The organism is Microbacterium enclense (assembly GCF_001456955.1).
Classification (GTDB): Bacteria; Actinomycetota; Actinomycetes; order Actinomycetales; family Microbacteriaceae; genus Microbacterium; species Microbacterium enclense.
The window spans coordinates 259,665-281,348 of sequence record NZ_KQ758468.1; the positions used below are offsets into that span (position 1 = coordinate 259,665).

Annotated in this window: 24 protein-coding genes; 17 read left to right on the forward strand and 7 right to left on the reverse strand. The window is 70.6% G+C overall.

The genetic code is table 11. The annotated features are described in order from the left end of the window. Positions 1-56: 56 nt before the first annotated feature. The 5 genes from coaD to mutM all read left to right on the forward strand — a co-directional run bounded on the left by coaD (position 57) and on the right by mutM (position 3,755). A complete protein-coding gene (gene coaD, locus AS029_RS04600) occupies positions 57-554 on the forward strand; it encodes a pantetheine-phosphate adenylyltransferase (RefSeq protein ID WP_058231415.1) in 498 nt (165 codons plus the stop codon). Between the two features lie 908 nt (positions 555-1,462). Beyond that, positions 1,463-1,957: a YceD family protein gene (locus AS029_RS04605; protein WP_058231653.1), complete on the forward strand. Its 495-nt coding sequence runs from the start codon at positions 1,463-1,465 to the stop codon at positions 1,955-1,957. A gap of 2 nt (positions 1,958-1,959) precedes the next feature. Then, on the forward strand, positions 1,960-2,169 hold the full coding sequence (gene rpmF / locus AS029_RS04610) for a 50S ribosomal protein L32 (protein ID WP_013586329.1): 210 nt from the start codon (positions 1,960-1,962) through the stop codon (positions 2,167-2,169). Between the two features lie 10 nt (positions 2,170-2,179). Beyond that, positions 2,180-2,872 carry a ribonuclease III gene (gene rnc, locus AS029_RS04615; RefSeq protein ID WP_058231416.1) on the forward strand — a complete coding sequence of 231 codons (693 nt, stop codon included), beginning with the start codon at positions 2,180-2,182 and terminating at the stop codon, positions 2,870-2,872. Beyond that, on the forward strand, positions 2,865-3,755 hold the full coding sequence (gene mutM, locus AS029_RS04620) for a bifunctional DNA-formamidopyrimidine glycosylase/DNA-(apurinic or apyrimidinic site) lyase (protein ID WP_058231417.1): 891 nt from the start codon (positions 2,865-2,867) through the stop codon (positions 3,753-3,755). The genes rnc and mutM overlap by 8 nt, the downstream gene beginning before the upstream one ends. Before the next feature lie 56 nt (positions 3,756-3,811). On the opposite strand, the gene AS029_RS04625 is transcribed toward mutM, so the two are convergent. Further along, a complete protein-coding gene (locus tag AS029_RS04625) occupies positions 3,812-4,894 on the reverse strand; it encodes a GNAT family N-acetyltransferase (protein WP_058231418.1) in 1,083 nt (360 codons plus the stop codon). Positions 4,895-4,958: 64 nt separating this feature from the next. Further along, positions 4,959-5,246: a hypothetical protein gene (locus AS029_RS04630; protein WP_058231419.1), complete on the reverse strand. Its 288-nt coding sequence runs from the start codon at positions 5,244-5,246 to the stop codon at positions 4,959-4,961. 437 nt (positions 5,247-5,683) lie between these two features. On the opposite strand from AS029_RS04630, the gene smc reads away from it, so the two are divergent. The 4 genes from smc to AS029_RS04650 all read left to right on the forward strand — a co-directional run bounded on the left by smc (position 5,684) and on the right by AS029_RS04650 (position 11,076). Then, positions 5,684-9,196 (forward strand): chromosome segregation protein SMC, encoded by a 3,513-nt coding sequence (smc, locus tag AS029_RS04635; RefSeq protein WP_058231420.1) that lies wholly within the window; start codon positions 5,684-5,686, stop codon positions 9,194-9,196. A gap of 4 nt (positions 9,197-9,200) precedes the next feature. Next, positions 9,201-10,073, forward strand: coding sequence for a signal recognition particle-docking protein FtsY (gene ftsY / locus AS029_RS04640; protein ID WP_058231421.1), 873 nt, complete (start codon positions 9,201-9,203; stop codon positions 10,071-10,073). 69 nt (positions 10,074-10,142) lie between these two features. Then, positions 10,143-10,643 carry a DUF2004 domain-containing protein gene (locus tag AS029_RS04645; protein ID WP_058231422.1) on the forward strand — a complete coding sequence of 167 codons (501 nt, stop codon included), beginning with the start codon at positions 10,143-10,145 and terminating at the stop codon, positions 10,641-10,643. 4 nt (positions 10,644-10,647) lie between these two features. Further along, on the forward strand, positions 10,648-11,076 hold the full coding sequence (locus AS029_RS04650; RefSeq protein ID WP_058231423.1) for an MSMEG_6728 family protein: 429 nt from the start codon (positions 10,648-10,650) through the stop codon (positions 11,074-11,076). Between the two features lie 109 nt (positions 11,077-11,185). On the opposite strand, the gene lipA is transcribed toward AS029_RS04650, so the two are convergent. Further along, positions 11,186-12,220, reverse strand: a complete 1,035-nt coding sequence (gene lipA / locus AS029_RS04655; protein WP_175456631.1) for a lipoyl synthase — start codon at positions 12,218-12,220, stop codon at positions 11,186-11,188. Further along, a complete protein-coding gene (gene lipB, locus AS029_RS04660; protein ID WP_058231424.1) occupies positions 12,217-12,855 on the reverse strand; it encodes a lipoyl(octanoyl) transferase LipB in 639 nt (212 codons plus the stop codon). Before lipB ends, lipA begins: the two co-directional genes overlap by 4 nt. Positions 12,856-12,919: 64 nt before the next feature. On the opposite strand from lipB, the gene AS029_RS04665 reads away from it, so the two are divergent. Together AS029_RS04665 and ffh are read left to right on the forward strand one after the other, a co-directional pair. Next, a complete protein-coding gene (locus AS029_RS04665) occupies positions 12,920-13,468 on the forward strand; it encodes a TetR/AcrR family transcriptional regulator (RefSeq protein WP_058231425.1) in 549 nt (182 codons plus the stop codon). A 183-nt stretch (positions 13,469-13,651) separates the two neighbouring features. Then, positions 13,652-15,196 (forward strand): signal recognition particle protein, encoded by a 1,545-nt coding sequence (ffh, locus tag AS029_RS04670; protein ID WP_058231426.1) that lies wholly within the window; start codon positions 13,652-13,654, stop codon positions 15,194-15,196. Between the two features lie 18 nt (positions 15,197-15,214). Here the strand turns inward: ffh and AS029_RS04675 are convergent, their stop codons facing one another. Continuing rightward, the gene (locus tag AS029_RS04675) at positions 15,215-15,955 is read right to left on the reverse strand and encodes an SGNH/GDSL hydrolase family protein (RefSeq protein ID WP_058231427.1); all 741 of its coding nucleotides are present in this window, start codon (positions 15,953-15,955) and stop codon (positions 15,215-15,217) included. Between the two features lie 41 nt (positions 15,956-15,996). Then, positions 15,997-17,160 carry a glutamate--cysteine ligase gene (locus tag AS029_RS04680; RefSeq protein WP_058231428.1) on the reverse strand — a complete coding sequence of 388 codons (1,164 nt, stop codon included), beginning with the start codon at positions 17,158-17,160 and terminating at the stop codon, positions 15,997-15,999. A 233-nt stretch (positions 17,161-17,393) separates the two neighbouring features. On the opposite strand from AS029_RS04680, the gene rpsP reads away from it, so the two are divergent. The 4 genes from rpsP to trmD are packed head-to-tail and all read left to right on the forward strand — an operon-like array spanning position 17,394 to position 19,417. Beyond that, positions 17,394-17,807: a 30S ribosomal protein S16 gene (gene rpsP, locus AS029_RS04685; protein WP_058231429.1), complete on the forward strand. Its 414-nt coding sequence runs from the start codon at positions 17,394-17,396 to the stop codon at positions 17,805-17,807. A 5-nt stretch (positions 17,808-17,812) separates the two neighbouring features. Further along, positions 17,813-18,043, forward strand: a complete 231-nt coding sequence (locus AS029_RS04690; protein ID WP_058231430.1) for an RNA-binding protein — start codon at positions 17,813-17,815, stop codon at positions 18,041-18,043. After that, complete coding sequence (rimM, locus tag AS029_RS04695; protein WP_058231431.1) at positions 18,043-18,726, forward strand: ribosome maturation factor RimM; 684 nt, start codon at positions 18,043-18,045, stop codon at positions 18,724-18,726. Before AS029_RS04690 ends, rimM begins: the two co-directional genes overlap by 1 nt. A 1-nt stretch (position 18,727) precedes the next feature. Next, a complete protein-coding gene (gene trmD / locus AS029_RS04700; RefSeq protein WP_058231432.1) occupies positions 18,728-19,417 on the forward strand; it encodes a tRNA (guanosine(37)-N1)-methyltransferase TrmD in 690 nt (229 codons plus the stop codon). Positions 19,418-19,689: 272 nt separating this feature from the next. Here the strand turns inward: trmD and map are convergent, their stop codons facing one another. After that, positions 19,690-20,472 carry a type I methionyl aminopeptidase gene (map, locus tag AS029_RS04705; RefSeq protein WP_058231433.1) on the reverse strand — a complete coding sequence of 261 codons (783 nt, stop codon included), beginning with the start codon at positions 20,470-20,472 and terminating at the stop codon, positions 19,690-19,692. Positions 20,473-20,587: 115 nt separating this feature from the next. Between map and AS029_RS04710 the strand changes: the two genes are divergently transcribed. Continuing rightward, positions 20,588-21,079: a hypothetical protein gene (locus tag AS029_RS04710; protein ID WP_058231434.1), complete on the forward strand. Its 492-nt coding sequence runs from the start codon at positions 20,588-20,590 to the stop codon at positions 21,077-21,079. A 161-nt stretch (positions 21,080-21,240) separates the two neighbouring features. After that, positions 21,241-21,588 (forward strand): 50S ribosomal protein L19, encoded by a 348-nt coding sequence (gene rplS / locus AS029_RS04715; protein ID WP_058231655.1) that lies wholly within the window; start codon positions 21,241-21,243, stop codon positions 21,586-21,588. Positions 21,589-21,684 lie beyond the last annotated feature (96 nt).

Sequence of the window (21,684 nt, forward strand, 5' to 3'; positions counted from 1 at the left end):
GCAGCCGTGTCGTCGACGCGGGCTCGGGTGCCGGGGTGCGTCGCTAGGCTGGCGGCATGGATCCCCGGATCGCCGTCGTTCCCGGCTCGTTCGACCCGCCCACGCTCGGTCACCTCGACGTCATCCGTCGAGCCGCCGGCCTGTTCGATCAGCTGCACGTGCTCGTGGTGCACAACCCCGGCAAAGAGGCGATGCTGCCCATCGCCGAGCGACAGCGGCTGTTGGAGCAGTCCATCGCCGAGGCCGGGGTTGAAGGCGACGTCGTCGTCGCGGCCTGGAGCGTCGGCCTGCTGGTGGACTACGCCACCGACGTGGGGGCGAAAGTGCTCGTGAAGGGCATCCGTTCGCAGGTCGATGTGGCCTACGAGACGCCGATGGCGATCGTCAACCGCGACCTCGCCCATGTCGAGACGGTCTTCCTGCTGCCCGACCCCTCGCACGCCCTGGTCTCGAGCTCGCTCGTGCGACAGGTGGCCGGGCTCGGGGGCGACGTCTCGCCGTACGTTCCTCCGGCGGTGGCGCGCTTCCTCGACACGGGCGCCCGCGGCATCTGACGCGCACGCCCCCGGGTTCGCCGCCCGGTCCCACCGCTTCCGGGCCGCGCCTGCGGGCGGAGCTTCCGGCTGGTCTCGACCTCGGGTCCCGCTCGGCGTCGCCCCCCGGCGTCGCCCGCGCCCAGTTCGGGGCGGATTCGGCCATTCGGGGCAGGAGCCTTCCGCCCCGAACGGCGAAACCCGCCCCAAACCATGGAATGCGCCCCCTGCGTGCTCGCGAGGCTTCGCGCCACACCGCGGAACGAGCCGCCGCATGTGCCCACGCGGCGCCGTCCTTCGCCACGGCGTTTGCGCACGCCCCTCGGCGTCGTCCCGGCTCAGTTCGGGGCGGATTCGGCCATTCGGGGCAGTTATATTCCGCCCCGAGCGGCGAAATCCGCCCCAAATAACGGGATGCGCCCCCGCGTGTGCTCGTGGGGCTCCGCCTTGAGCGACGACGTGTGCTCGACGTTCGCCAGCGCCATGGCCCGGTTTGGGGCGGATTCGGCCATTCGGGGCAGAGATTTCCCGCCCCGAGCGGCGAAACCCGCCCCAAACCACGCACTACGCCGCCATGTGTGCTCGCGTGGCTCGGGCCACACCGCGGAACGAGCCGCCATCGGTGCCCGCACCCCATGGCGTCCTGATCACGGTTTGGGGCGGATCCAGCCGTTCGGGGCAGAAATTTCCCGCCCCCAACGGCGGAACCCGCCCCGAACCGCGTGACCCCGCCGCCGCGCGCCTCCGCGCCGAACCACGGACCGCACGCGAGCCGGGTGCCCGCGCGACGTCGCCCCGAACCGGCGGAGGCGCTGCGCGCCGCCCGGCCCCCGTCCAGGGGCGCGCGGGTAGCATGGACCACCGTGAGAACCCGTCGACCCGGCCCCTTCCAGCTGCCCGTGCGCGACATCGAGCGCAAGCCCGGTGAGATGCGCGAGCACAGCCTCGAGATCCCTGCGCCCGAGAAATGGGGCGAGGGACTCGTCTCCGTCCCCGAGGCCGAGCCGCTCGAACTCGAGGTGCGTCTGGAGTCGGTGCACGAGGGCATCCTCGTCTCCGGCACCGTCGACACGACGGCCACCGGTGTCTGCGGGCGCTGTCTCATCGACATCGAAGAGCCTGTCGAAGTCGAGTTCCAGGAACTTTTCGCGTATCCTGGGAACGAAGCGAGTGACTTCGACGTTCAAGACGACCACGTGGATCTTGAAAATCTGGTCCGGGATGCCATTGTCCTGTCGCTTCCGTTCCAGCCGGTGTGTCAGCCGGACTGCCCCGGGCTCGACCCGAACACGGGCGAGAGGCTGACGGAAAGCCCCGGCGATACGGAGCAGACGCCCGTCGACAGTCGATGGGCCGCGCTCCAGCAGTACACCCCAGACGACGGCGATGCGCACCGCGCCGCCCCCAAGACAGAGAAGAGCTAGTCATGGCAGGTAACCCCCCGAAGCGGAAGGTCTCCCGCTCGAACACCCGCTCGCGTCGCGCGCAGTGGAAGGCCGAAGCCCCCGCGCTGGTCAAGACCATCGAGAACGGCAAGGTCGTCTACAGCCGCCCCCACCAGGCGAAGGTCGTCACCGACTCGCAGGGCACCGAGCTCTTCCTCGAGTACAAGGGCCGCAAGGTCGCCGACGTCTGATCGGCGATTCGTGACGCGTAACAACGTCGAGCGCGAAGCGCTCACCGAGAAGCTCGGGGTCGAGATCGACCCCGAGCTTCTTTCTCTTGCCCTGACGCACCGCTCCTTCGCCTACGAGAACGGCGGCATCCCCCACAACGAGCGTCTCGAGTTCCTCGGTGACTCGGTGCTGGGGCAGGCCGTCACGGTCCGTCTGTACACACGGCATCCCGAACTCGAAGAGGGCAGCCTCGCCAAGCGGCGCGCCAGCGTCGTGTCGACCGTCGCGCTGGCCGAGGTGGCACGACGGATCGGTCTCGGCGTCCATGTGCGACTCGGGCGCGGAGAAATCCTCACGGGCGGACGTGACAAGGACTCCATCCTCGCCGACACGATGGAGGCGCTCATCGGCGCGGCTTTCCTCTCGGCGGGCGCAGAGGCGGCGGCGGCCATGGTGCTGCGGCTGGTCGAGCCGCTGTTGGCCGACCCCGAGCGCTACGGCGCGGCGATGGACCCGAAGACGAGCCTGCAAGAGATCGCGGCGCGGCTGGGACTGCCCGCCCCCGGCTACAGCATCGAGGCGACGGGCCCCGATCACGACCGCCGGTTCACCGCCACGGTGACCGTCGGCGACCTCGCGACGACCGGAAACGGCTCCAGCAAGAAGCAGGCCGAGATGGCCGCCGCCCTCGCGGCGTGGCACGAGCTCGACGCGCGTGCCTGAGCTCCCCGAGGTCGAGGTCGTCCGCGCCGGCCTCGAACCCGCGGTCCGCGGTGCACTGATCTCCTCGGTCGACGTGCGCGACGAACGCGCGCTCACGCGGCACACCGGGGGAGCGGCCCACTTCGAGGCGGAGCTCACGGGTCGGCGCATCGCCGCTGCCGTGCGGCGGGGCAAGTTCCTGTGGATGCCGGTGGCCGACGACGAGGCCATCGTCACGCACCTGGGGATGAGCGGGCAGATGCTGCTGCGTGTGCCCGGCGCTCCGGAGGAGCGCCACGAGCGCATCCGCATCGAGCTCGAGCACCCCGACCACGGCCCGCTGTCGGTGGTGTTCGCCGACCAGCGGACGTTCGGCTCGCTCGCGATCGACGAGCTCGTCGACACGCCCGACGGGGCGGCGGGCGGCCGCGGCTCCGACCTCGCCCGCGTGCCCACGCAGGTCGCGCACATCGGCCGCGACCCGCTCGACCCGGCCTTCAGTGCGAAGCGCTTCCGCGCGCGCCTGGCCCGGACGTCGTCGGGCATCAAGCGAGTGCTGCTCGATCAGACCGCCGCCAGCGGGATCGGCAACATCTACGCCGACGAGTCGCTGTGGGCGGCGCGCATCCACCCCGAGACGGCGGCATCCGCCCTTCCGACGCGCGCGGTCAACCGCCTGCTCGGCGAGGTGCAAGCCGTGCTCGAGAAGGCTCTGGCCGAGGGCGGCACGAGCTTCGACGCGCAGTACGTCAACGTGAACGGGCAGGCCGGGTACTTCGCGCACTCGCTGAACGCCTACGGACGCACCGGACAACCGTGCCCGCGCTGCGGGCGGCCGATCGTGCGCGTGTCGTTCATGAATCGCTCGAGCCACTTCTGCCCGCACTGCCAGCGGTTGCGCTGACGCGCACGGGCTGCCGGCATCCCCCGTCCCAAATGGTGGATGCCGGGAGCCCGCGATCAGGCCAGCACCTTCTTCCACACGCCCTCGTACGACGTCGCCGCGAAGCCGATGCGTTCGTTGATCGACAGCATCGGACGGTTCTCCTCGGCGTTGTAGGTGATCACGCGCGGCGAGTCGGGGGCGACGTCGTGCCACGCCAGCAGTCCGGCGCACTTCACCAGCATGCCGAGGCGGTGGCCGCGATGCGTCGCGACGACCAGGGTGTCCTCCTGGCTCGTGGCCGTGGTCCGGTCCTTGCCGATGACGAGCTCGTTGAAGGCGGCGAGCTCTCCGGTGTCGACGTGCTGCGCCGCGGTGACGAGCATGTGGCGGCCGGCGTCGAGGTATCCGGCCTCGTAACGGCGGAGGCGCGCGGCATCCCAGACCTCCTCGTCGAACTCCAGGTCGGCCGAGGGGGCGTCGGTCACCATGCGTGCTTTCATCGCCGCGAAGCCGTCGACGAACTCGTCGGGAGTCGGCAGGGTCCACTGCACCACGCGGTAGCCGACCGCCGCCTCTTCCGCTTCGGCGAGAAGCCGCTCCAGGTGCGGGCGCGCGTCGGCGAGCGGGAGGGCGCTGACGCGGACGATCTGCTTGAGCGAACAGCCGGATGCCAGGAAGAACCTCGCCGCATGATCGCGCGGGATGGAGCCGAAGCCCGTGGGGGCCTCGAGTCGGGGGCCGTCGGCGGCGGGGTGCTCGGCCCACGACTGAAGGATCGTACGCCCTTCCGCTCGTGCGACGCGTTCGATCTCGGCCAAGGCGGCGCGGCCGATGCCGAGACCCCAGGCGGAGCGGCGGAGTTCGACGAGCCAGTTGCCGGTGCGGGCGCCGTCCTCCTGGGGGAGGTCGAGACCCGCGCGGCCGACGACCTCGCCCTCTCGGACGGCGATCCACGCGAAGCGCTTCGTCTCGGGCTGCGGCTGGTACAGGGGCAGGAGTTCGTCGGCCGGCATGGAGCCGTCGTCGTGGCCGGAGATCTCGGCGTAGACGAGGTTGCGCACGCGCACCATCTCGCGGAAGTCCGCGGCGTCGGGGGCGTCGATGGATTCCGGGATGTGCAGGGGACGCAGCTCGATGCCGGCCGGAAGAGTCGTCATGAGAGAACTTTCGTGTCGAGGGGGGAAATGAGGTGGGGACGACGCCGCGGTCGTCCCCACCTCGTCAGAAGGGGAGCCGGCTGAAGGCGGCCGTGCTCTGCCAGGCGCGTTCGCGCTTCTCACGCTCGGCGAAGGCATCGCGTGCGCGGTGGGCCGCGACGGCCTGATGGTCGAGCGCCCGCGCGCGGTCGGCGTGACGCGTGAGCAGCCACAGGCCGAGCCGCAGCGACAGCCGGTCGAACAGCCCCAGCGGGCGGTAGGCGGTGGTGTCGAACGTGACGGTCGACGGGGTGGACGGGGACGTGGGCGCGGCCGCGGCGTGCTGCGGCGCGCGCGCGAACAGGGCGTTCATGCGGAGGCTCCGAAAGAGAGGTGTGTCATGCGCGCGAGGGCGCTGAGGAGGATCCCGAGGATCGAGAGGAACACGTCGGAACGACGTGCTCACGGAGGCGGAGACGCATCAGGCGTCTCGACGCGACGGGTCAGCCCAGACGGAAGGGCATGCCGACGGCGGCGGTCACTCCGGTGACGGGTGCGGACAGCGCGGGAGCGGCGGTGAAGCCGGTGGCGGTGAAGCCGATGGTGCTGCGAATCATGGAAGTGACCTCCTTTCGACGTCGGTTGCGACCCCCGACGCTAGCGGAGGTTCGCGGCATCCGTCAAGCGATCTCCCAGAAAAGCCGGACTTCCGGGCGCGTCGGTCGGTGCTCCCCGGCCCGCCGCCGCGGATTTCCGGGGTTTCTCAGTTAGCGTGAGGCAGGAGTTCGACCGGGCGGGAAGGCGGGTGACATGCACCTGAAGAGCGTGACGCTCAAAGGCTTCAAGTCCTTCGCCCAGTCGACGACCTTCGCGCTCGAACCCGGCGTGACCTGCATCGTCGGGCCGAACGGGTCGGGCAAGTCCAACGTGGTCGACGCTCTCGCCTGGGTGATGGGGGAGCAGGGCGCCAAGACGCTGCGCGGCGGGAAGATGGAAGACGTCATCTTCGCCGGCACGTCGACCCGCGGCCCCCTCGGCCGCGCGGAGGTGCAGCTCACCATCGACAACGGCGACGGGGCGCTGCCCATCGACTACAGCGAGGTCACGATCAGCCGGACGCTGTTCCGCACCGGCGCCAGCGAGTACGCCATCAACGGGCAGACGTGTCGTCTGCTCGACGTGCAGGAACTGCTCAGCGATTCCGGCCTCGGACGCGAGATGCACGTCATCATCGGTCAGGGTCGCCTCGACACGGTGCTGCAGGCCACCGCGGAGGATCGCCGGGGGTTCATCGAGGAGGCCGCCGGCATTCTGAAGCACCGGCGCCGCAAAGAGAAGACCGTCCGCAAGCTCGAGGCGATGGAGACCAACCTCACCCGCCTGAGCGATCTGGCGGGCGAGCTGCGGCGACAGCTCAAGCCCCTCGGCAAGCAGGCCGAGATCGCGCGGGAGGCGGCCACCATCGCCGCCGTGGTGCGGGATGCCAAGGCTCGGCTGTACGCCGACGATCTCGTGCGGCTGCGGACGCAGCTCGCCGACGCCGCCCGGGCCGAGAGCGAACGGCACACGGAGCGTCTCGGGCTGCAGGAACAGGCCGACGGACTGCGCCAGCGCGTCGAGAGGCTCGAGAACGACCAGCGCTCCGAAGCGGTCGATCGCGCGCGGAGCGTGGCGTTCTCGCTCGAGCAGGTGCAGGAGCGCCTGCGCGGCCTGTACTCCTTGGCCGGGCAGCGCCTGACGTTGCTCGCCGACGACGACTCCGACGCCGCGGGCTCGGCCCCCACCGTTTCGCAGACCACGATCGACGACCTCCGCGCCGAGATCGACGACATCGCGCAGGGTCTCGGCGATGCACAGGATGCCGCGGCCGAAGCCGCACGTGCCGTCGCGCGCGCCCGGGCCGATCTCGACGCCCTCGACGTCGACATCGCGGCGCAGAGCGCGCTCGTCAGCGAGCACGACATGAAGATCCAGGCCCTGCGGGGGACCGCGGATGCCGCGACGTCGGCGCTGAACGCGGTCCGCGCCGGCGTCGACCGGCAACAGCGCGCGCTCGACGCCGCCCTCGTGCGCCGGGCCGAGGCCGAGCAGGCCCGTGCGGAGCTCGACCCGGACGTCGTGCCCGAGGCCTCGACCGCGGAACACGCCGCCGCCTATGAGCGGGCGCAGCGCGACGCGAACGACGTCGAGACCGCCGTCGCGGGGCTGCGCGAGCGGCTGCACGCCGCCGAACGCGAGCGCGACGCCCTCACCGCGCAGACGACCGCCCTGGGGCGCGCGCTCGATCTGCGCAACGCCGCCGCCGACCTGCGCGCGGCGGGCGGCGCGGGGGTGCGCGGGCTCGTGGGCGACGACGTCAAGGTCGCCTCCGGGTACGAGGCGGCCATCGCCGCTGCCCTCGGGTCGCTCGCGGAAGGTCTGCTGGTCGACGACGCCGACGCCGCGTTCCGCGCGGCCCTCGAGGCGACCGAGGGGGATCTCGGTGTGGTCGAGATCGTCATCGCCGACGGCGGTCCCGACGAGGCGGCCCCCACGGTGCCGGGCGCGGTGCCGGCCCTCGACGTCGTCACCGCGTCCGCCGGGGTGCGCGGCATCCTGAACCGCACGGTGATCGTCGACGACCTCGCCGCCGTCCGCGCGCTGCAGCCGTCGCTGGCGCCCGATGTGACGGTGGTCACCCGCACGGGTGAGGTCGCGACCTCGCGAACGGTGAAGGCGGGGTCCGGGTCGGGCCGCTCACGGCTGGAACTGGCGGCCGAGCGAGACGCCGCGGCGGAGCGGCTCGCCGAGATCGTCGTGGTCGCGGACTCGCTGCGCGAGGCCCTCTCCGACGAACAGCGGGCGCTGGCCGACGCGCGCCACCGGACGAAAGAGGCGCTGTCGACGCTGCGCGAACACGACGCCGCGCTGGCCGCGCACGCCGAGAAGGTCAACCGCGTGACGGTGCGCCACGAGGCCGCCGTCGCCGAGTGCGATCGCCTCGCCGCCGGTCTCGCGCAGACCGAGACGGCGGTCGCCGACGCCGAGGAGGCCGCTCGCCGCGCCGACGAGGCCCTGTCGCGCGCCCTGGAGGCGCCTCGTCCGCTGCTGGACGCCTCCGCCCGCGAGGGGATGGCCGCGGAGGTCGACGCCGCCCGCGAGGCGGAGATGCGCGCGCGGCTCGACATCGAGACGCTGAAAGAACGCGTGCGGGCTGGCGAAGCGCGCATCGTCCAGCTCGAGCAGCAGCGCGAGCGCGAGCGTGCGGCCGCGGCCGAGGCAGCGCGACGCGCGGTCGTGCGCCGCGCACAGCGAGCGGTCGCCTCCGAGGTGGCAGGCCAGCTGCCCGCCCTCCTGGATTCGGTGGACCGATCGGTCAGCCAGGCACGCGTCGAACTCGCGGCCGCGGAGTCGGCCCGCACCGCGATCACCGAGGAGCTCGCCCGCGCTCGCGCCGATGAGGCCCGCGTGCGGGAGCGTCTCTCGCGCCTCACCGAGAGCGTCCACGGTCTCGAACTGCAGATGCACGAGAAGAAGCTCCACGTCACGAGCCTGCTGGAGCGCGTGCAGTCCGAACTCGCGCTCGACGAGGCGGTCCTGGTCGCCGAGTACGGTCCCGACCAGCTCGTGCCGAACGACGCGGAGGGGGATCCCTTCGACCGCGCCGCCCAGAAGCGCCGCCTCCAGGATGCCGAGCGCAAGCTGTCGCAGCTGGGCCGGGTGAACCCGCTGGCCCTGGAGGAGTTCGCCGCGCTCGAGCAGCGCCACGCGTTCCTCACCGAACAGCTGGCCGACCTGCAGCAGACCCGCGCCGACCTGCAGACCATCATCGCCGACCTCGACGAGCGGATGCAGACGATCTTCGTCGCCGCGTTCGAGGACACCCGGGCCGCCTTCACCGACATCTTCCCGATCCTCTTCCCGGGGGGTTCCGGCAGCATCTCGCTCACCGACCCCGACAACCCGCTCACCACCGGCATCGAGGTGGCGGTGCGACCGGTCGGCAAGAAGATCGAGCGCCTCTCGCTGCTCTCCGGCGGCGAGCGCTCGCTGGCCGCCGTGGCCTTCTTGACCTCGATCTTCACCGCGCGCCCGAGCCCCTTCTACATCCTCGACGAGGTCGAGGCGGCCCTCGACGACGCCAATCTCGGGCGGCTGCTCGGGGTCTTCGAGAAGCTCCGGGCGAGCAGCCAGCTCATCGTCATCACGCACCAGAAGCGCACGATGGAGATCGCCGACGCGCTCTACGGCGTCTCGATGCGTCAGGACGGGGTCTCGGCCGTCGTCGGCCAGCGCGTGGGCGACCGGGCGGCGAGCCGGGCCGAAGCCGCGCCCGTAAGCTGAAGCAATGGCTGAGAACTCCTGGTCGCTGGGCCGCGCGCTGCGCGGGTTGTTCGTCAAGCCCACGATCGACGAGACGACGTGGGACGACCTCGAGACGGCGCTGCTGACCGCCGACTTCGGACCCGACGTCACCGAGCGCCTCATCGACGAGCTGCGCGAGAAGGTCGAGCGCTACCGCACCACCGACCCGCGCGACCTGCAGCGGATGCTCCGCGAGACGCTCGAGGAGCACTTCGCGAAATTCGACACGACCCTGCGCCTCACGGAGCGGCCGGCCGTGGTGCTCGTGGTCGGCGTCAACGGCGTGGGCAAGACGACGACCATCGGCAAGTTCGCCAAGTTCCTGCAGCGCTACGGGCGCACGGTCGTCGTGGGCGCCGCCGACACCTTCCGTGCCGCGGCCGTCGACCAGCTCGCGACGTGGGCCGAGCGCGGGGGAGCGACCATCGTGCGCCCTCAGCACGAGGGGCAGGACCCGGCATCCGTCGCCTTCCAGACCGTCGCCCACGCCAAAGAGACCGGCACCGAGATCGTGCTCGTCGACACCGCCGGGCGCCTGCACACCAAGGGCGGGCTCATGGACGAGCTCGGCAAGATCAAGCGCGTGATCGAGAAGCAGTCGCCGATCGCCGAGGTGCTTCTCGTGCTCGATGCCACCACGGGCCAGAACGGTCTGATGCAGGCCCAGGCGTTCCTCGACAGCGCGGGCGTCACCGGCCTCGTGCTGACCAAGCTCGACGGATCGGCGAAGGGCGGCTTCGTGCTCGCGGTGCAGGAACGCACCGGCATCCCGGTCAAGCTCCTCGGGCAGGGCGAGGGCATCGGCGACCTCACGGGCTTCACCCCGCACGTGTTCGCGGCCTCGCTCGTCGACTGACCCATACCGCACCCGACGACCCGGGCGGGTCGTCTTCCCGAAGCGTGGGCGGACTGCTTACATGGACTCATGGCCATCGAGCACGACTTCTTCGGACTCCTCGAATCGGGCCCCGACGGGTCCATCTTCTGGAGCGAGAACGTCGAGTTCGGCGACCAGAGCGTGACAGTCGATCTGACGGCACCCGATCAAGACGACGTGTCGGCCGAAGCGCTCGACGTCGCGGCATCCATGGTGTCGTCGCTCGAGGCCATCGATCTGGCCGCCCGCAACGCCATGGTGAACGAGCTCGACTCCCGCACGAGCGAGGTGACCGAGTACATCCTGCAGCAGCAGGCGACGCTCGGCGAGGAGCTCGACGACCTGCTCACCGACGTCTCGGGCGACACGCACATCGACGTCATCAAGGCCCTGCAGCTGATGAGCATGACGATCCTCGCCGACGAGCACGGCGGCGCCGATCCCTTCGCGGTGCTCGAGTACGCGCTCGACCCCGACGCCACCGACGACGTGCTGCTGGTCAACCTCGCGTCCGACGGCCGCGTGCAGTCGGTCACCAGCGCCGACTGAGCCTTTGCAGACCTTCCTGCCGTACCCCTCGTTCGTCGACTCCGCGCGAGCGCTCGACGCGAAGCGGCTGGGCAAGCAGCGCGTCGAGACGTTCCAGCTGCTGCGAGCTCTCACCGTTCCGGGGCACGGCTGGCGCAACCACCCGGCGGCGAAGATGTGGGCCGGGTACCTGCCGGGCCTCGTCTCCTACGGTCTGGTGATGACGGACGAATGGATCGCGCAGGGGCGCAACGACACCGTCCGCGAGAAGATCCGCGTCTTCGCACCCGAGGTCGACGGGGTCGCTCAGCACGATCTCGACCTGCCGCCGTGGCTCGGCGACGAGGCGTTCCACCGGGCGCACCAGTCCAACCTCATCCGCAAAGACGCCGAGTTCTACGTGCCGCGGTTCGGCGACGTGCCCGACGACCTGCCCTACATCTGGCCGGTCTGAGGCCGGCGTCTGACGCGATACCGAGGCGTCGTGCGTACTCCGGCGAGTGATGGATGCCGTGGCGCTGCGCCGCGATCACGGCCGGCCCGCGGCGGGTGCGGCGCCCGCCTCACACCGCCTGCGCGAAACCGGCGTCGGCCGCGGCGATGTCCTTCGCGAGGTGAGAGAGGTGCGGCGGGATCTCGCGGCCCTTCGACACCATCGACTGCGCCCACAGGCGCCCCGCCCGGTACGACGAACGCACGAGGGGACCGGCGAGCACGCCGAGGAAGCCGATGCGCTCCGCCTCCTGCTTGAACTCGACGAACTCGGCGGGCTTCACCCACCGCTGCACCGGCAGGTGACGCGGGGTCGGGCGCAGGTACTGCGTGATCGTGATGATGTCGGTGCCCGCCGCGTGCAGGTCTTCGAGGGCCTGCACGACCTCCTCGGGCTCCTCGCCCATGCCGAGGATGAGGTTCGACTTCGTGATGAGTCCCGCGTCGCGCGCGGCGCTCAGCACACCGAGCGACCGGTCGTACCGGAAGGCGGGGCGGATGCGCTTGAAGATGCGCGGGACGGTCTCGACGTTGTGGGCGAACACCTCGGGGCGCGACGAGAAGACCTCGTCGAGATGGGCGGGGTTGCCCGAGAAATCGGTCGCGAGGATCTCGACGCCGGTTCCCGGGTTGTCGGCGTGGATGCGGCGCACCGTCTCGGCGTGCAGCCACGCGCCCTCATCGGGCAGGTCGTCGCGGGCGACGCCCGTCACGGTGGCGTACCGCAGCTGCATGCGCGTGACGCTCTCGGCGACGCGGCGCGGTTCGTCGCGGTCGTAGTCGGCGGGCTTGCCGGTGTCGATCTGGCAGAAGTCGCACCGGCGCGTGCACTGCGAGCCTCCGATGAGGAAGGTCGCCTCGCGGTCCTCCCAGCACTCGAAGATGTTCGGGCAGCCGGCCTCCTGGCACACCGTGTGCAACTCCTCTGTCTTCACGAGGTTCTGCAGCGCGGTGTACTCGGGGCCCATCCTGGCCTTGGTCTTGATCCACTCGGGCTTGCGCTCGATCGGGGTCTCGGCGTTGCGCACTTCGAGGCGCAGCAGCTTGCGCCCGTTCGGAGCGGCGGATGCCGGAGCCCCGGCGTTCCCGGTCCCGCAGGCGCTCATGCCGCCACCGCCGCGTACTCTGCGCGGAAGACTCGCTCGATGGCCGGGACGAGGTCGGCGGGGGAGACGTCGGCGCCGATCACCTCGCTCACGGTCGTGACTCCGGCATCCGTGATCCCGCAGGGGACGATGTGCCGGAAGCCGGCCAGGGAGTTGTCGCAGTTGACCGCGAAGCCGTGCATGGTGACGCCTTTCTCGACGCGAACGCCGATGGCCGCGACCTTATCGACGCCCAGCGGACGCCTCACCCAGACACCGCTGCGTCCTTCGACGCGGAAGCCGTCGACGCCGTGCTCGCGCAGTGCCTCGATGAGCAGCGCCTCCAGCCGGCGCACGTGCGCGACGACGTCGATCGGTTCGGGCAGCCGCACGATGGGGTAGCCGACGAGCTGCCCCGGGCCGTGCCAGGTGATCTTGCCGCCGCGGTCGACGTCGATCACGGGCGTGCCGTCGTCGGGACGCTCGTGCTCCTCGGTGCGCTTGCCCGCCGTGTAGACGGCCTCGTGCTCGAGCAGCAGCAGGGTGTCGGGGCGTTCATCGGCGACCACCTCGGCATGGATGCGGCGCTGGTGGGCCCAGCCGTCGAGATACGGGACGTACAGCGGGGCGAGCCCCGCGAGGTGGATGTCGATCATCGACGGCCTCCGATGTTGGATTGCGTCCAACAATACACCGGGACCGCACGTCTAGTCTGGGGCGGTGACCCCCGAACCCCGCAGCGGCCGCCCCCGCGCCTCGTCGCGCGAGGTGCTGTCGGAGGCGGCGTGCGAGCTGTTCCTCGAGAAGGGGTACGACGCCACCAGCGTCTCCGACATCACCCGCCGGGCCGGTGTGAGTCGCTCGAGCTTCTTCAACTACTTCGCCGCCAAGAGCGACGTGCTGTGGTCGGGCTTCGACGAGCAGGTCGCCGCGAGCGTCGCCCTCCTGCACGACGACGTCGAGGTCGTGACCGCCCTGGCGACCATCGGCCGGGGACTCACGCCCGATGCCCTGGCCCTGGCGATCACCAACGCCGACGCCATGGACATCGCCGCGGAACTCGACCGCGACCGCGCCGTGCGGCAGTTCCGCCTGCAGCATCACGTCGCCGCCCGCTTCGCGCGAGAGGGGATGCCGCGCCTGCTCGCCGAGGTCCGCGCGGGCGCGCTGGCCGCCGCGGTCCTGGCGGCGGTCTGGTCGTGGGCGGACCGCACCGCGACAGGGCGACCCCTCGACCAGGTCCTCGCCGAGGCGCTCGCCCTCGTCTGAGCGTCGGCCCGCACCGACCGCCAGCGCCGCTCCCTCTTCGCGACCTGCGGGAGGGCGGCGGCATCCGAGGGCTTCGGAAGGAGGTCGGGCGGATCGCTGTGGCTCTGCCGGGCCGTGGCCCGCGCGAGGCGGCGGGCACCGGCGGCAGCGCCGTGCGCGGCGCCCGCGTAAACTCGTCTCATCATGGCGACTTTCGGCACCCTCTCCGACCGGCTCACAGAGACCTTCCGCAATCTCCGGAAGAAGGGCCAGCTCACGCCCGCCGATGTCGACGGGACGGTGCGCGAGATCCGTCGCGCGCTGCTCGACGCCGACGTCGCGCTGCCGGTGGTCAAGGAGTTCACCGCCGCGGTCCGCGAGCGCGCCCTCGGCGACGAGGTCAACCGGGCGCTGAACCCGGCGCAGCAGGTCGTGCAGATCGTCAACGACGAGCTGATCGGCATCCTGGGTGGCCAGCAGCGCCGTCTGCAGTTCGCCAAGAACCCGCCGACCGTGATCATGCTCGCCGGCCTCCAGGGCTCGGGTAAGACCACCTTCGCCGGCAAGCTCGCCAAGATGCTCGAGAAAGACGGGCACACCCCGCTCCTCGTCGCGTGCGATCTCCAGCGACCCAACGCGGTGAACCAGCTGCAGGTCGTCGCCGAGCGCGCCGGCGCCGCCATCTACGCCCCCGAGCCCGGCAACGGCGTCGGCGACCCCGTCAAGGTCGCGCGCGACGGTGTCGCCCACGCCACCCGCCAGCAGCACGACATCGTCATCATCGACACCGCCGGTCGTCTCGGCGTCGACGCCGAGCTGATGAAGCAGGCCTCCGACATCCGCAGGGCCACCCAGCCCGACGAGGTGCTCTTCGTCATCGACGCGATGATCGGTCAGGATGCCGTGAACACGGCGAAGGCCTTCCAGGACGGTGTCGACTTCACCGGCGTCGTGCTGTCGAAGCTCGACGGTGACGCCCGCGGTGGCGCCGCCCTCTCGGTCGCCTCCGTCACCGGGCGGCCCATCATCTTCGCCTCGACCGGTGAGGGTCTCGACGACGTCGAGCCGTTCCACCCCGACCGCATGGCATCCCGCATCCTCGACCTCGGTGACATCCTCACCCTGATCGAGCAGGCGCAGTCGGCGTTCGACGAAGCCGAAGCGCTGAAGGTCGCCGAGAAGTTCGCGACCGACACCTTCACGCTCGAGGACTTCCTGCAGCAGATGCAGCAGATGAAGAAGATGGGCTCCATGAAGAAGATGCTCGGGATGCTCCCGGGCATGGGCAACATGAAGCAGCAGCTCGAAGACTTCGACGAGCGCGAGATCGACCGCACCGAGGCCATCATCCGCTCCATGACGCTGGCGGAGCGTCGCAACCCCAAGATCCTCAACGGCTCGCGGCGTCTGCGCATCGCCCGCGGTTCGGGCATGACCGTCACCGACGTCAACCAGCTCGTGCAGCGCTTCGACCAGGCCGCCAAGATGATGAAGACCGTCGCCCGCGGCGGCGTACCCAACATCCCCGGCATGGGGCCGGTGGGCGGCAAGCCCGGCGCGTCGTCGAAGCGCGGCAAGCAGCAGAAGGCCAAGGGCTCGCGTTCGGGCAATCCGGCCAAGCGCGCGGCCGAGAACGCCGGCATCGCCGCGGCCGCTCCGGCGACGGGGTCGGGCTTCGGTCTGGGCGCTCAGGCGATGCCGAGCGAGGCCGACCTCGCCGAGCTGCAGAAGATGCTCGGCAAGGGCTGACCGGCTCGGGTCTCCTTCTCAGGGCAGGACGCCGGCGTCCTGCAGGGCGGACATGACCGTCTGCTCGATCGCCCGTTGCCCGCGCGCGGTCGGGTGCACGTCGTCGGACTGCATCCAGTCGGGGTGGCCGGCCAGCGGCTGACCGACGTCGATGTACGTGCCGCCGATCGATTCGACGGCGTCGCGCAGCGCTTCAGAGGTGACCGCGGTGTCATCCGGCACCTGCGGATCGTCGTTCCAGATCGTGCTGAAAGCGACGATGCGCGCGTCGGGCGCCGCGGCGTGCAGGGTCTCGATCGTGTCGGCGGTGTCGTAGCGGATCTCATCGGCGTCGACCCAGAAGTCGTTGCTCGACGACTGCACGATGAGCAGGTCGGGCTGCAACGCGGCGATCGCGGGGATGAGCCCCGAGTACGGTGTGCCGCAGTCGCCCTGCACGACGAACCCCATCCCGGGGCACGCGAGGTTGGTCACCGAGATGTGCGCCCGCTCGGCGAGCAGGTGGGGCCATGCCTCGCGAGGCGGGAGGCCGAACCCCGACATGATCGAGTCGCCGAGCGTCACCACGTGCTCGGCGGCCGTCGGGGTGGACGACGACGTCGGTGACGCGGATGCCGCGAGCGCGGGTGGCGCGAAGGTCGCCGGTGCGAGGGGCGGTGCCGCGGTGACCGGCTCGGCCGCGCAGCCCGCGACGAGCGCCGCGGTGGCGGCCGAGACCGCCGCGAACGCGATGGCCGTTGCGCGGCGTCGGAAGATCATGCCGCGATCCTACGAGTGCGCGGCTATGAGAGAGCGTCGAGTCAGACCCGCAACGCGGCGAGGTGCTCGCGCAGCGTGGGACCGCCGCGGAACTCGCGGATCAGATGCTGCACGACCTCGCGCAGGTCGCCGTCGGCCGCCTCGGCCACCGCGATCTGCCGCGCGGAGCTACCGCCCGTGGCCAGGATTGTCTCGAGGCTGGCGAACTCTTTGGCGCAATGCAGCTCGAGCGCGACGTCGGCCAGCTCCTCCATCGTCTCGCGCAGGTGCTCGACGACCGGGCGCTGCGTCCCGGCGCGGTCCACGATCACCCGCGCATCGAGGCCGTAGCGCGCGGCGCGCCACTTGTTCTCGCGCGCGTACCAGGGCGGGATGCCGGGGAGCTCCCGCCCCTCGTCGATGAGGCGCGAGAAGTGCTCGACGAGCGTCTGCGCGAGGGCGGCGACGGCGGCGAGCTCGGGCAACGTCGACATGCCGTCGCACGCGCGGATCTCGACCGTGCCCCACTTCGGCGCCGGACGGATGTCCCACCGCACCTCGCTGGCATCCGCCATGACGCCCGTGCGCACCATGTCGTCGAGATAGTTCTCGAAATCGCCCCAGGTGTCGAGCTGCCACGGCAGTCCCGCGGTGGGCAGCTGCTGGAACACGAGTGCCCGGTTCGATGCGTATCCGGTGCGCTCGCCCGCCCAGAACGGGCTCGACGCCGACAGGGCCTGCAGGTGGGGGAGGTAGACGTTCAGCGCGTTGACGATCGGGATGACCTTCTCGACGTCATCGACCCCGATGTGCACGTGGATGCCCCAGATCATCATGTTGCGACCCCACCACTGGGTGCGCTCGATGAGGGTGTGATAGCGCGTCTTGTCGGTGACCTGCTGGTCGTACCACTGCGCGAACGGGTGGCTTCCGGCGCACAGCATCTCGACCCCGCGCGGCTCGGTCTCCTCGCGCAGGGCGCAGATGGCGTCGCCGATGTCGTCGACGGCCTCGGCGACGGTGTGTCCGACACCGCTGGTGACCTCGACGGTGTTCGTCAGCAGCTCGCCGGTGACGGTGAAGCGCTCGAGCGCGGTCCTGTCCTCGAGGTGCTCGAGGATCTCCGGTGCGCGGGGGACCAGATCGCCGGTCTCGCGGTCGGCGAGCATGAGCTCCCACTCCAGACCCACGGACGAACGCGTCGATGCAGCGAACGGCAGCCTCATGCGGCTCAGTCTGGCACGGCGCCCTCGCACGGCGACGCTCCGCTACGCTGCGCGACGCACCGTGTCGTTTCGCTTCGCCTGTCACGGCGAGGCGCGGGGATCTGGCAGAATAGAGGGCTGGACCCGCCACTCGACCCTCTATCCAGTGTCGGTCCACCCTTTTGAGCTTCCGCCGGGTGTGCACCCCACTCTCCAGGCGTTCGGTTCGTTCGTTTTCATCATTTGGAGTCATCGTGGCTGTCAAGATCCGTCTCAAGCGCCTCGGAAAGATCCGCGCGCCCTACTACCGCATCGTCGTCGCCGACTCGCGCACCAAGCGCGATGGTCGTGTCATCGAGGAGATCGGCAAGTACCACCCGACCGAGGAGCCCTCGTTCATCGAGGTCGACTCGGACCGCGCGCAGTACTGGCTCTCGGTCGGCGCGCAGCCGACCGAGCAGGTCGCCGCCATCCTCAAGCTCACGGGCGACTGGGGCAAGTTCAAGGGCGACAAGGACGCCGTCTCCACCGTCAAGGTGCGCGAGCCCAAGGCCGCGTTCGAGGCCGACGCCTCGAAGAAGTCGGTCGTGAAGCCCAAGGCCGAGAAGAAGGCCGACGCTCCCGCCGAGGCGCCCACTGAGGACGCCGCCGAGACCTCGGCCGAGTAATTCCCGTGCTGTCTGCCGCGCTCGAACACGTCGTCAAGGGGATCGTCGATCACCCGGATGCCGTGACCATCCGTTCCAGCACCTCTCCCCGCGGAGACGTGCTGGAGGTTCGCGTGCACCCCGATGACCGGGGTCGCGTGATCGGGCGCGGCGGACGCACCGCCAAGGCGCTGCGCACGCTCATCACCGCTCTCGCAGACGGTCGCCGCGTGCGCGTCGACGTCGCCGACGACTGATGGCGGCCGGCGACACCGCGGGCGCGCAGCCCGCCAAGACCCAGCTCCGGGTCGGACGCCTCGTCAAGGCCCACGGCCTGAAAGGCGCGTTCAAGCTCGAGCTGTACACCGACGATCCCGACGGCCGTTTCGTGCCGGGCAGCACGTTCACCCTGCAGGTGCCGGAGTCCTCGCCGTGGCATGGCCGCGAGCTGACGGTCCGTGAGTTCCGCTGGATGAACTCGCACCCCGTCGTCTTCTTCGAGGGCGTCGACGACCGCACCGCGGCCGAAGAGCTCGTCAAGGCGATCCTGTGGATCGATCAAGACGCCGAGACGGCCCCCGCCGAAGACGACGCCTGGTACGACCACCAGCTCGTGGGACTCAACGTCGTGCGCGACGGGGTCGTCATCGGCCGCGTCGTACGGGTCGACCACTTCCCCGCGCAGGATCTGCTGATCGTCCGCCCCTCGGGTGAAGACCGCGAGGTGCTCGTGCCCTTCGTCGGCGCCATCGTTCCCGAGGTCGACATCGCCGGCGGTCGCGTGGTCGTCACCCCGCCCACGGGTCTGTTCGAAGACCTGCCCAGCGACGACGGCGACGAGCCGGAGGCCGAGAGCGCGGCATCCGCCGACGCCGATGACGCGGCTACCGCCGACGCCGAGACCGACGGCGACGAGAACACCGCCACCCGCGAGGACTGACGTGCGCATCGACATCGTGTCGATCTTCCCCACGATCTTCGACGCGCTCGAGGTGTCGCTGCTGGGCAAGGCACGGCAGAGCGGCCTGCTCGACGTGCACGTGCACGACCTGCGTGAGCACACGCACGACCGTCACCGCACCGTCGACGACACCCCCTACGGCGGGGGAGCCGGCATGGTCATGAAGCCCGAGCCCTGGGGCGAGGCACTGGATGCCGTCGCCGGCGACGCCCCCGAGCGTCCCGTCATCATCTTCCCGTCGCCAGCGGGTGAGCGGTTCACGCAGGCCACCGCGCGCGAACTGTCGGCCGCGCCGCACCTCGTCTTCGGGTGCGGCCGTTACGAGGGCATCGACGAGCGGGTGTTCGACTACGCCGCCGAGCTCGGCGACGTGCGCCTGATCAGCCTCGGCGATTACGTGCTGAACGGGGGAGAGGTCGCCGTCATGGCGATGGTCGAGGCGATCGGCCGACTCATCCCCGGCGTCGTCGGCAACCCCGAGAGCCTCGTCGAGGAGTCGCACGAAGACGGCCTGCTGGAGTACCCCTCTTTCACCAAGCCCGCCGTCTGGCGCGATCGGGAGGTGCCGCCGGTGCTGCTGAGCGGCAATCACGGCGCGGTCGCCGCGTGGCGGCGCGAACAGCAGCTCGTGCGCACGCGCGAGCGCCGACCCGACCTCCTCGCCGACTGATCTCGCGGCCCCTGGGCCCGTCGGCGGCCGGAGCGCTGCGACAGCGCCCGGCAGTGGCATCCAGGATCTCGCGCGGACGTTCTGCGCGCCGATGAACGCGCACCGTCGCAGGGTCCGCGGGGAATGGGCGATCTGCGAGCCTTCGACGCCGCGCGGTCCGGGTACGACGGACGCTGCGGCACACGGCCTCCGCGGTGGGGAGCGTTCGACGCCGCGCGGTGCGCGTCCGACGGATGCCGCGACGTCGGCACCGCGGCATCCGGGATCGTCCGTCAGTCGACGCCGAGGAACGAGCGGTCGGTCAGCACGATCGGGCCGTCGGGCGTGATCGCGACCGTGTGCTCGGAGTGCGAGCCCCGAGAGCCGTCGGCGCTGCGCAGCGTCCAACCGTCGGGGTCGGTGACCAGTCGGTCGGTGGTGTGGAGGAACCACGGCTCGAGCGCCACGACGAGGCCCGGGCGCAGCGGGTATCCGCGGCCGGCCTTGCCGTCGTTGGCGACGTGGGGATCGCCGTGCATGGTACGGCCGACGCCGTGGCCGCCGAAGTCCGTGTTGATCGACAGGCCTTCGGCGTGGGCGACGGCGGCGATGGCGGCCGAGATGTCGCCGATCTTCTTGCCGACGGTGGCGTTCTCGATGGCCGCGGCGAGGGCGCGCTGGGTGGTGTCGATGAGCGCGAGGTCTTCGTCGCGCGCGGTGCCGACGACGAACGACACCGCCGAGTCTGCGACCCATCCGTCGACCGAGGCCGCGAAGTCGAGCGAGACGAGGTCGCCGTCGCGCAGCGTGTAGTCGTGGGGGAGGCCGTGCAGGACCGCGTCGTTGACCGACGTGCACAGCACCTTGCCGAACGGGCTCGCTCCGAACGAGGGGTGGTAGTCGATGTAGCAGGACTCGGCTCCCGCGGCACGGATCATCTCGTGCGCACGGCGGTCGAGGTGCAGCAGGTTGGTGCCCACCTTGGTCTCGTCGCGCAGCGTCGCCAGGACCTCCGCGACGAAGCGTCCGGCGGGGCGCATCGCGTCGATCTCGGCCGGGGTGCGCAGTTCGATCATGGTGGTTCCCTTTCGTCGAACCCCCATTCTCCCCGATGGATGCCGTCGGCCCGGGTGCCGCCGCGGCATGGCGTTCTCAAAGGCCGCGCACATCGTGCGGTCGTAGCATCGGGTCATGGTGCTGCGCCGACTCTTCCTCCGCTGGTTGTTCCCGGCCGCCTTCGTGCTGCCGCTGTGGCTCTTCGTCGGATGGATCGTGTTCTCCGGTGGCAGCGGGTGGGCGCTGCTGTGGCTGTTCGTCGCGGTGCCCGCCGTCTTCGTGTCGCAGCTGGTGCTGGCCCTGCTGATCCGGGGCCGAGCCAGCGTCCGTGAGACGCGCGCGGTGTCGTGGCGCGACCTGGCGGGCGTCGGCGTCTGGCAGCTGGTGATCGTCGCGCTGGGCGTCTTCGACTCGCGGGTGTTCTTCCCGCTGCTCGTGCTGTCGATCGTCGGCGCACTGCTGCTGTTCTGGTCGTCGCTCGCGCAGCTGTGGAACGAGGCGCGCGGCGCGGTGACCGTGCTGCACAGCTCCGACGGCACGGCGTACATCCCGCCGACGCGCGAACGGCCTCAGCCGCCGGTCGGGGGCGAGGTCATCGTCGTCCCCGAGAACCGGCGAGCCGACTGAGCCCGTTTTGGCCGGTCGGCCCGGGCGTGGCAGAATGGTCGATCGTGCCCTGACCGGCTCTGCCTCAGGGGAGTCACGTCGCATCCGCGGCCTCGGGTACGCCTCATCCTTTTCCCTCTTATCGTGCGATCGACCTGTGGCGGTCGCAGGAAGTGACGATCATGCAGATCCTCGACTCCGTCGACGCGGCTTCGCTGCGCTCCGACATCCCCGCCTTCGCTCCCGGTGACACCGTCAAGGTGCACGTGAACATCACCGAAGGCAACCGTTCGCGTATCCAGGTCTTCCAGGGCGTCGTCATCGGCCGTTCGGGCGACGGCGTGCGCGAGACCTTCTGCGTCCGCAAGGTCAGCTTCCAGGTCGGCGTCGAGCGTACCTTCCCGGTGCACAGCCCCGTTATCGACCACATCGAGGTCGTCACCCGCGGTGACGTGCGTCGCGCGAAGCTCTACTACCTCCGCAGCCTGCGTGGCAAGAAGGCCAAGATCAAGGAGAAGCGCGACCGCTGAGTCCGCTCTCTCGAACGCCCCGTGGGTTTCACCCGCGGGGCGTTCGGCGTTTTCGGGGGTGGCTCTGTCGTTGCGCGGCATCCGGGTGTGCGACCC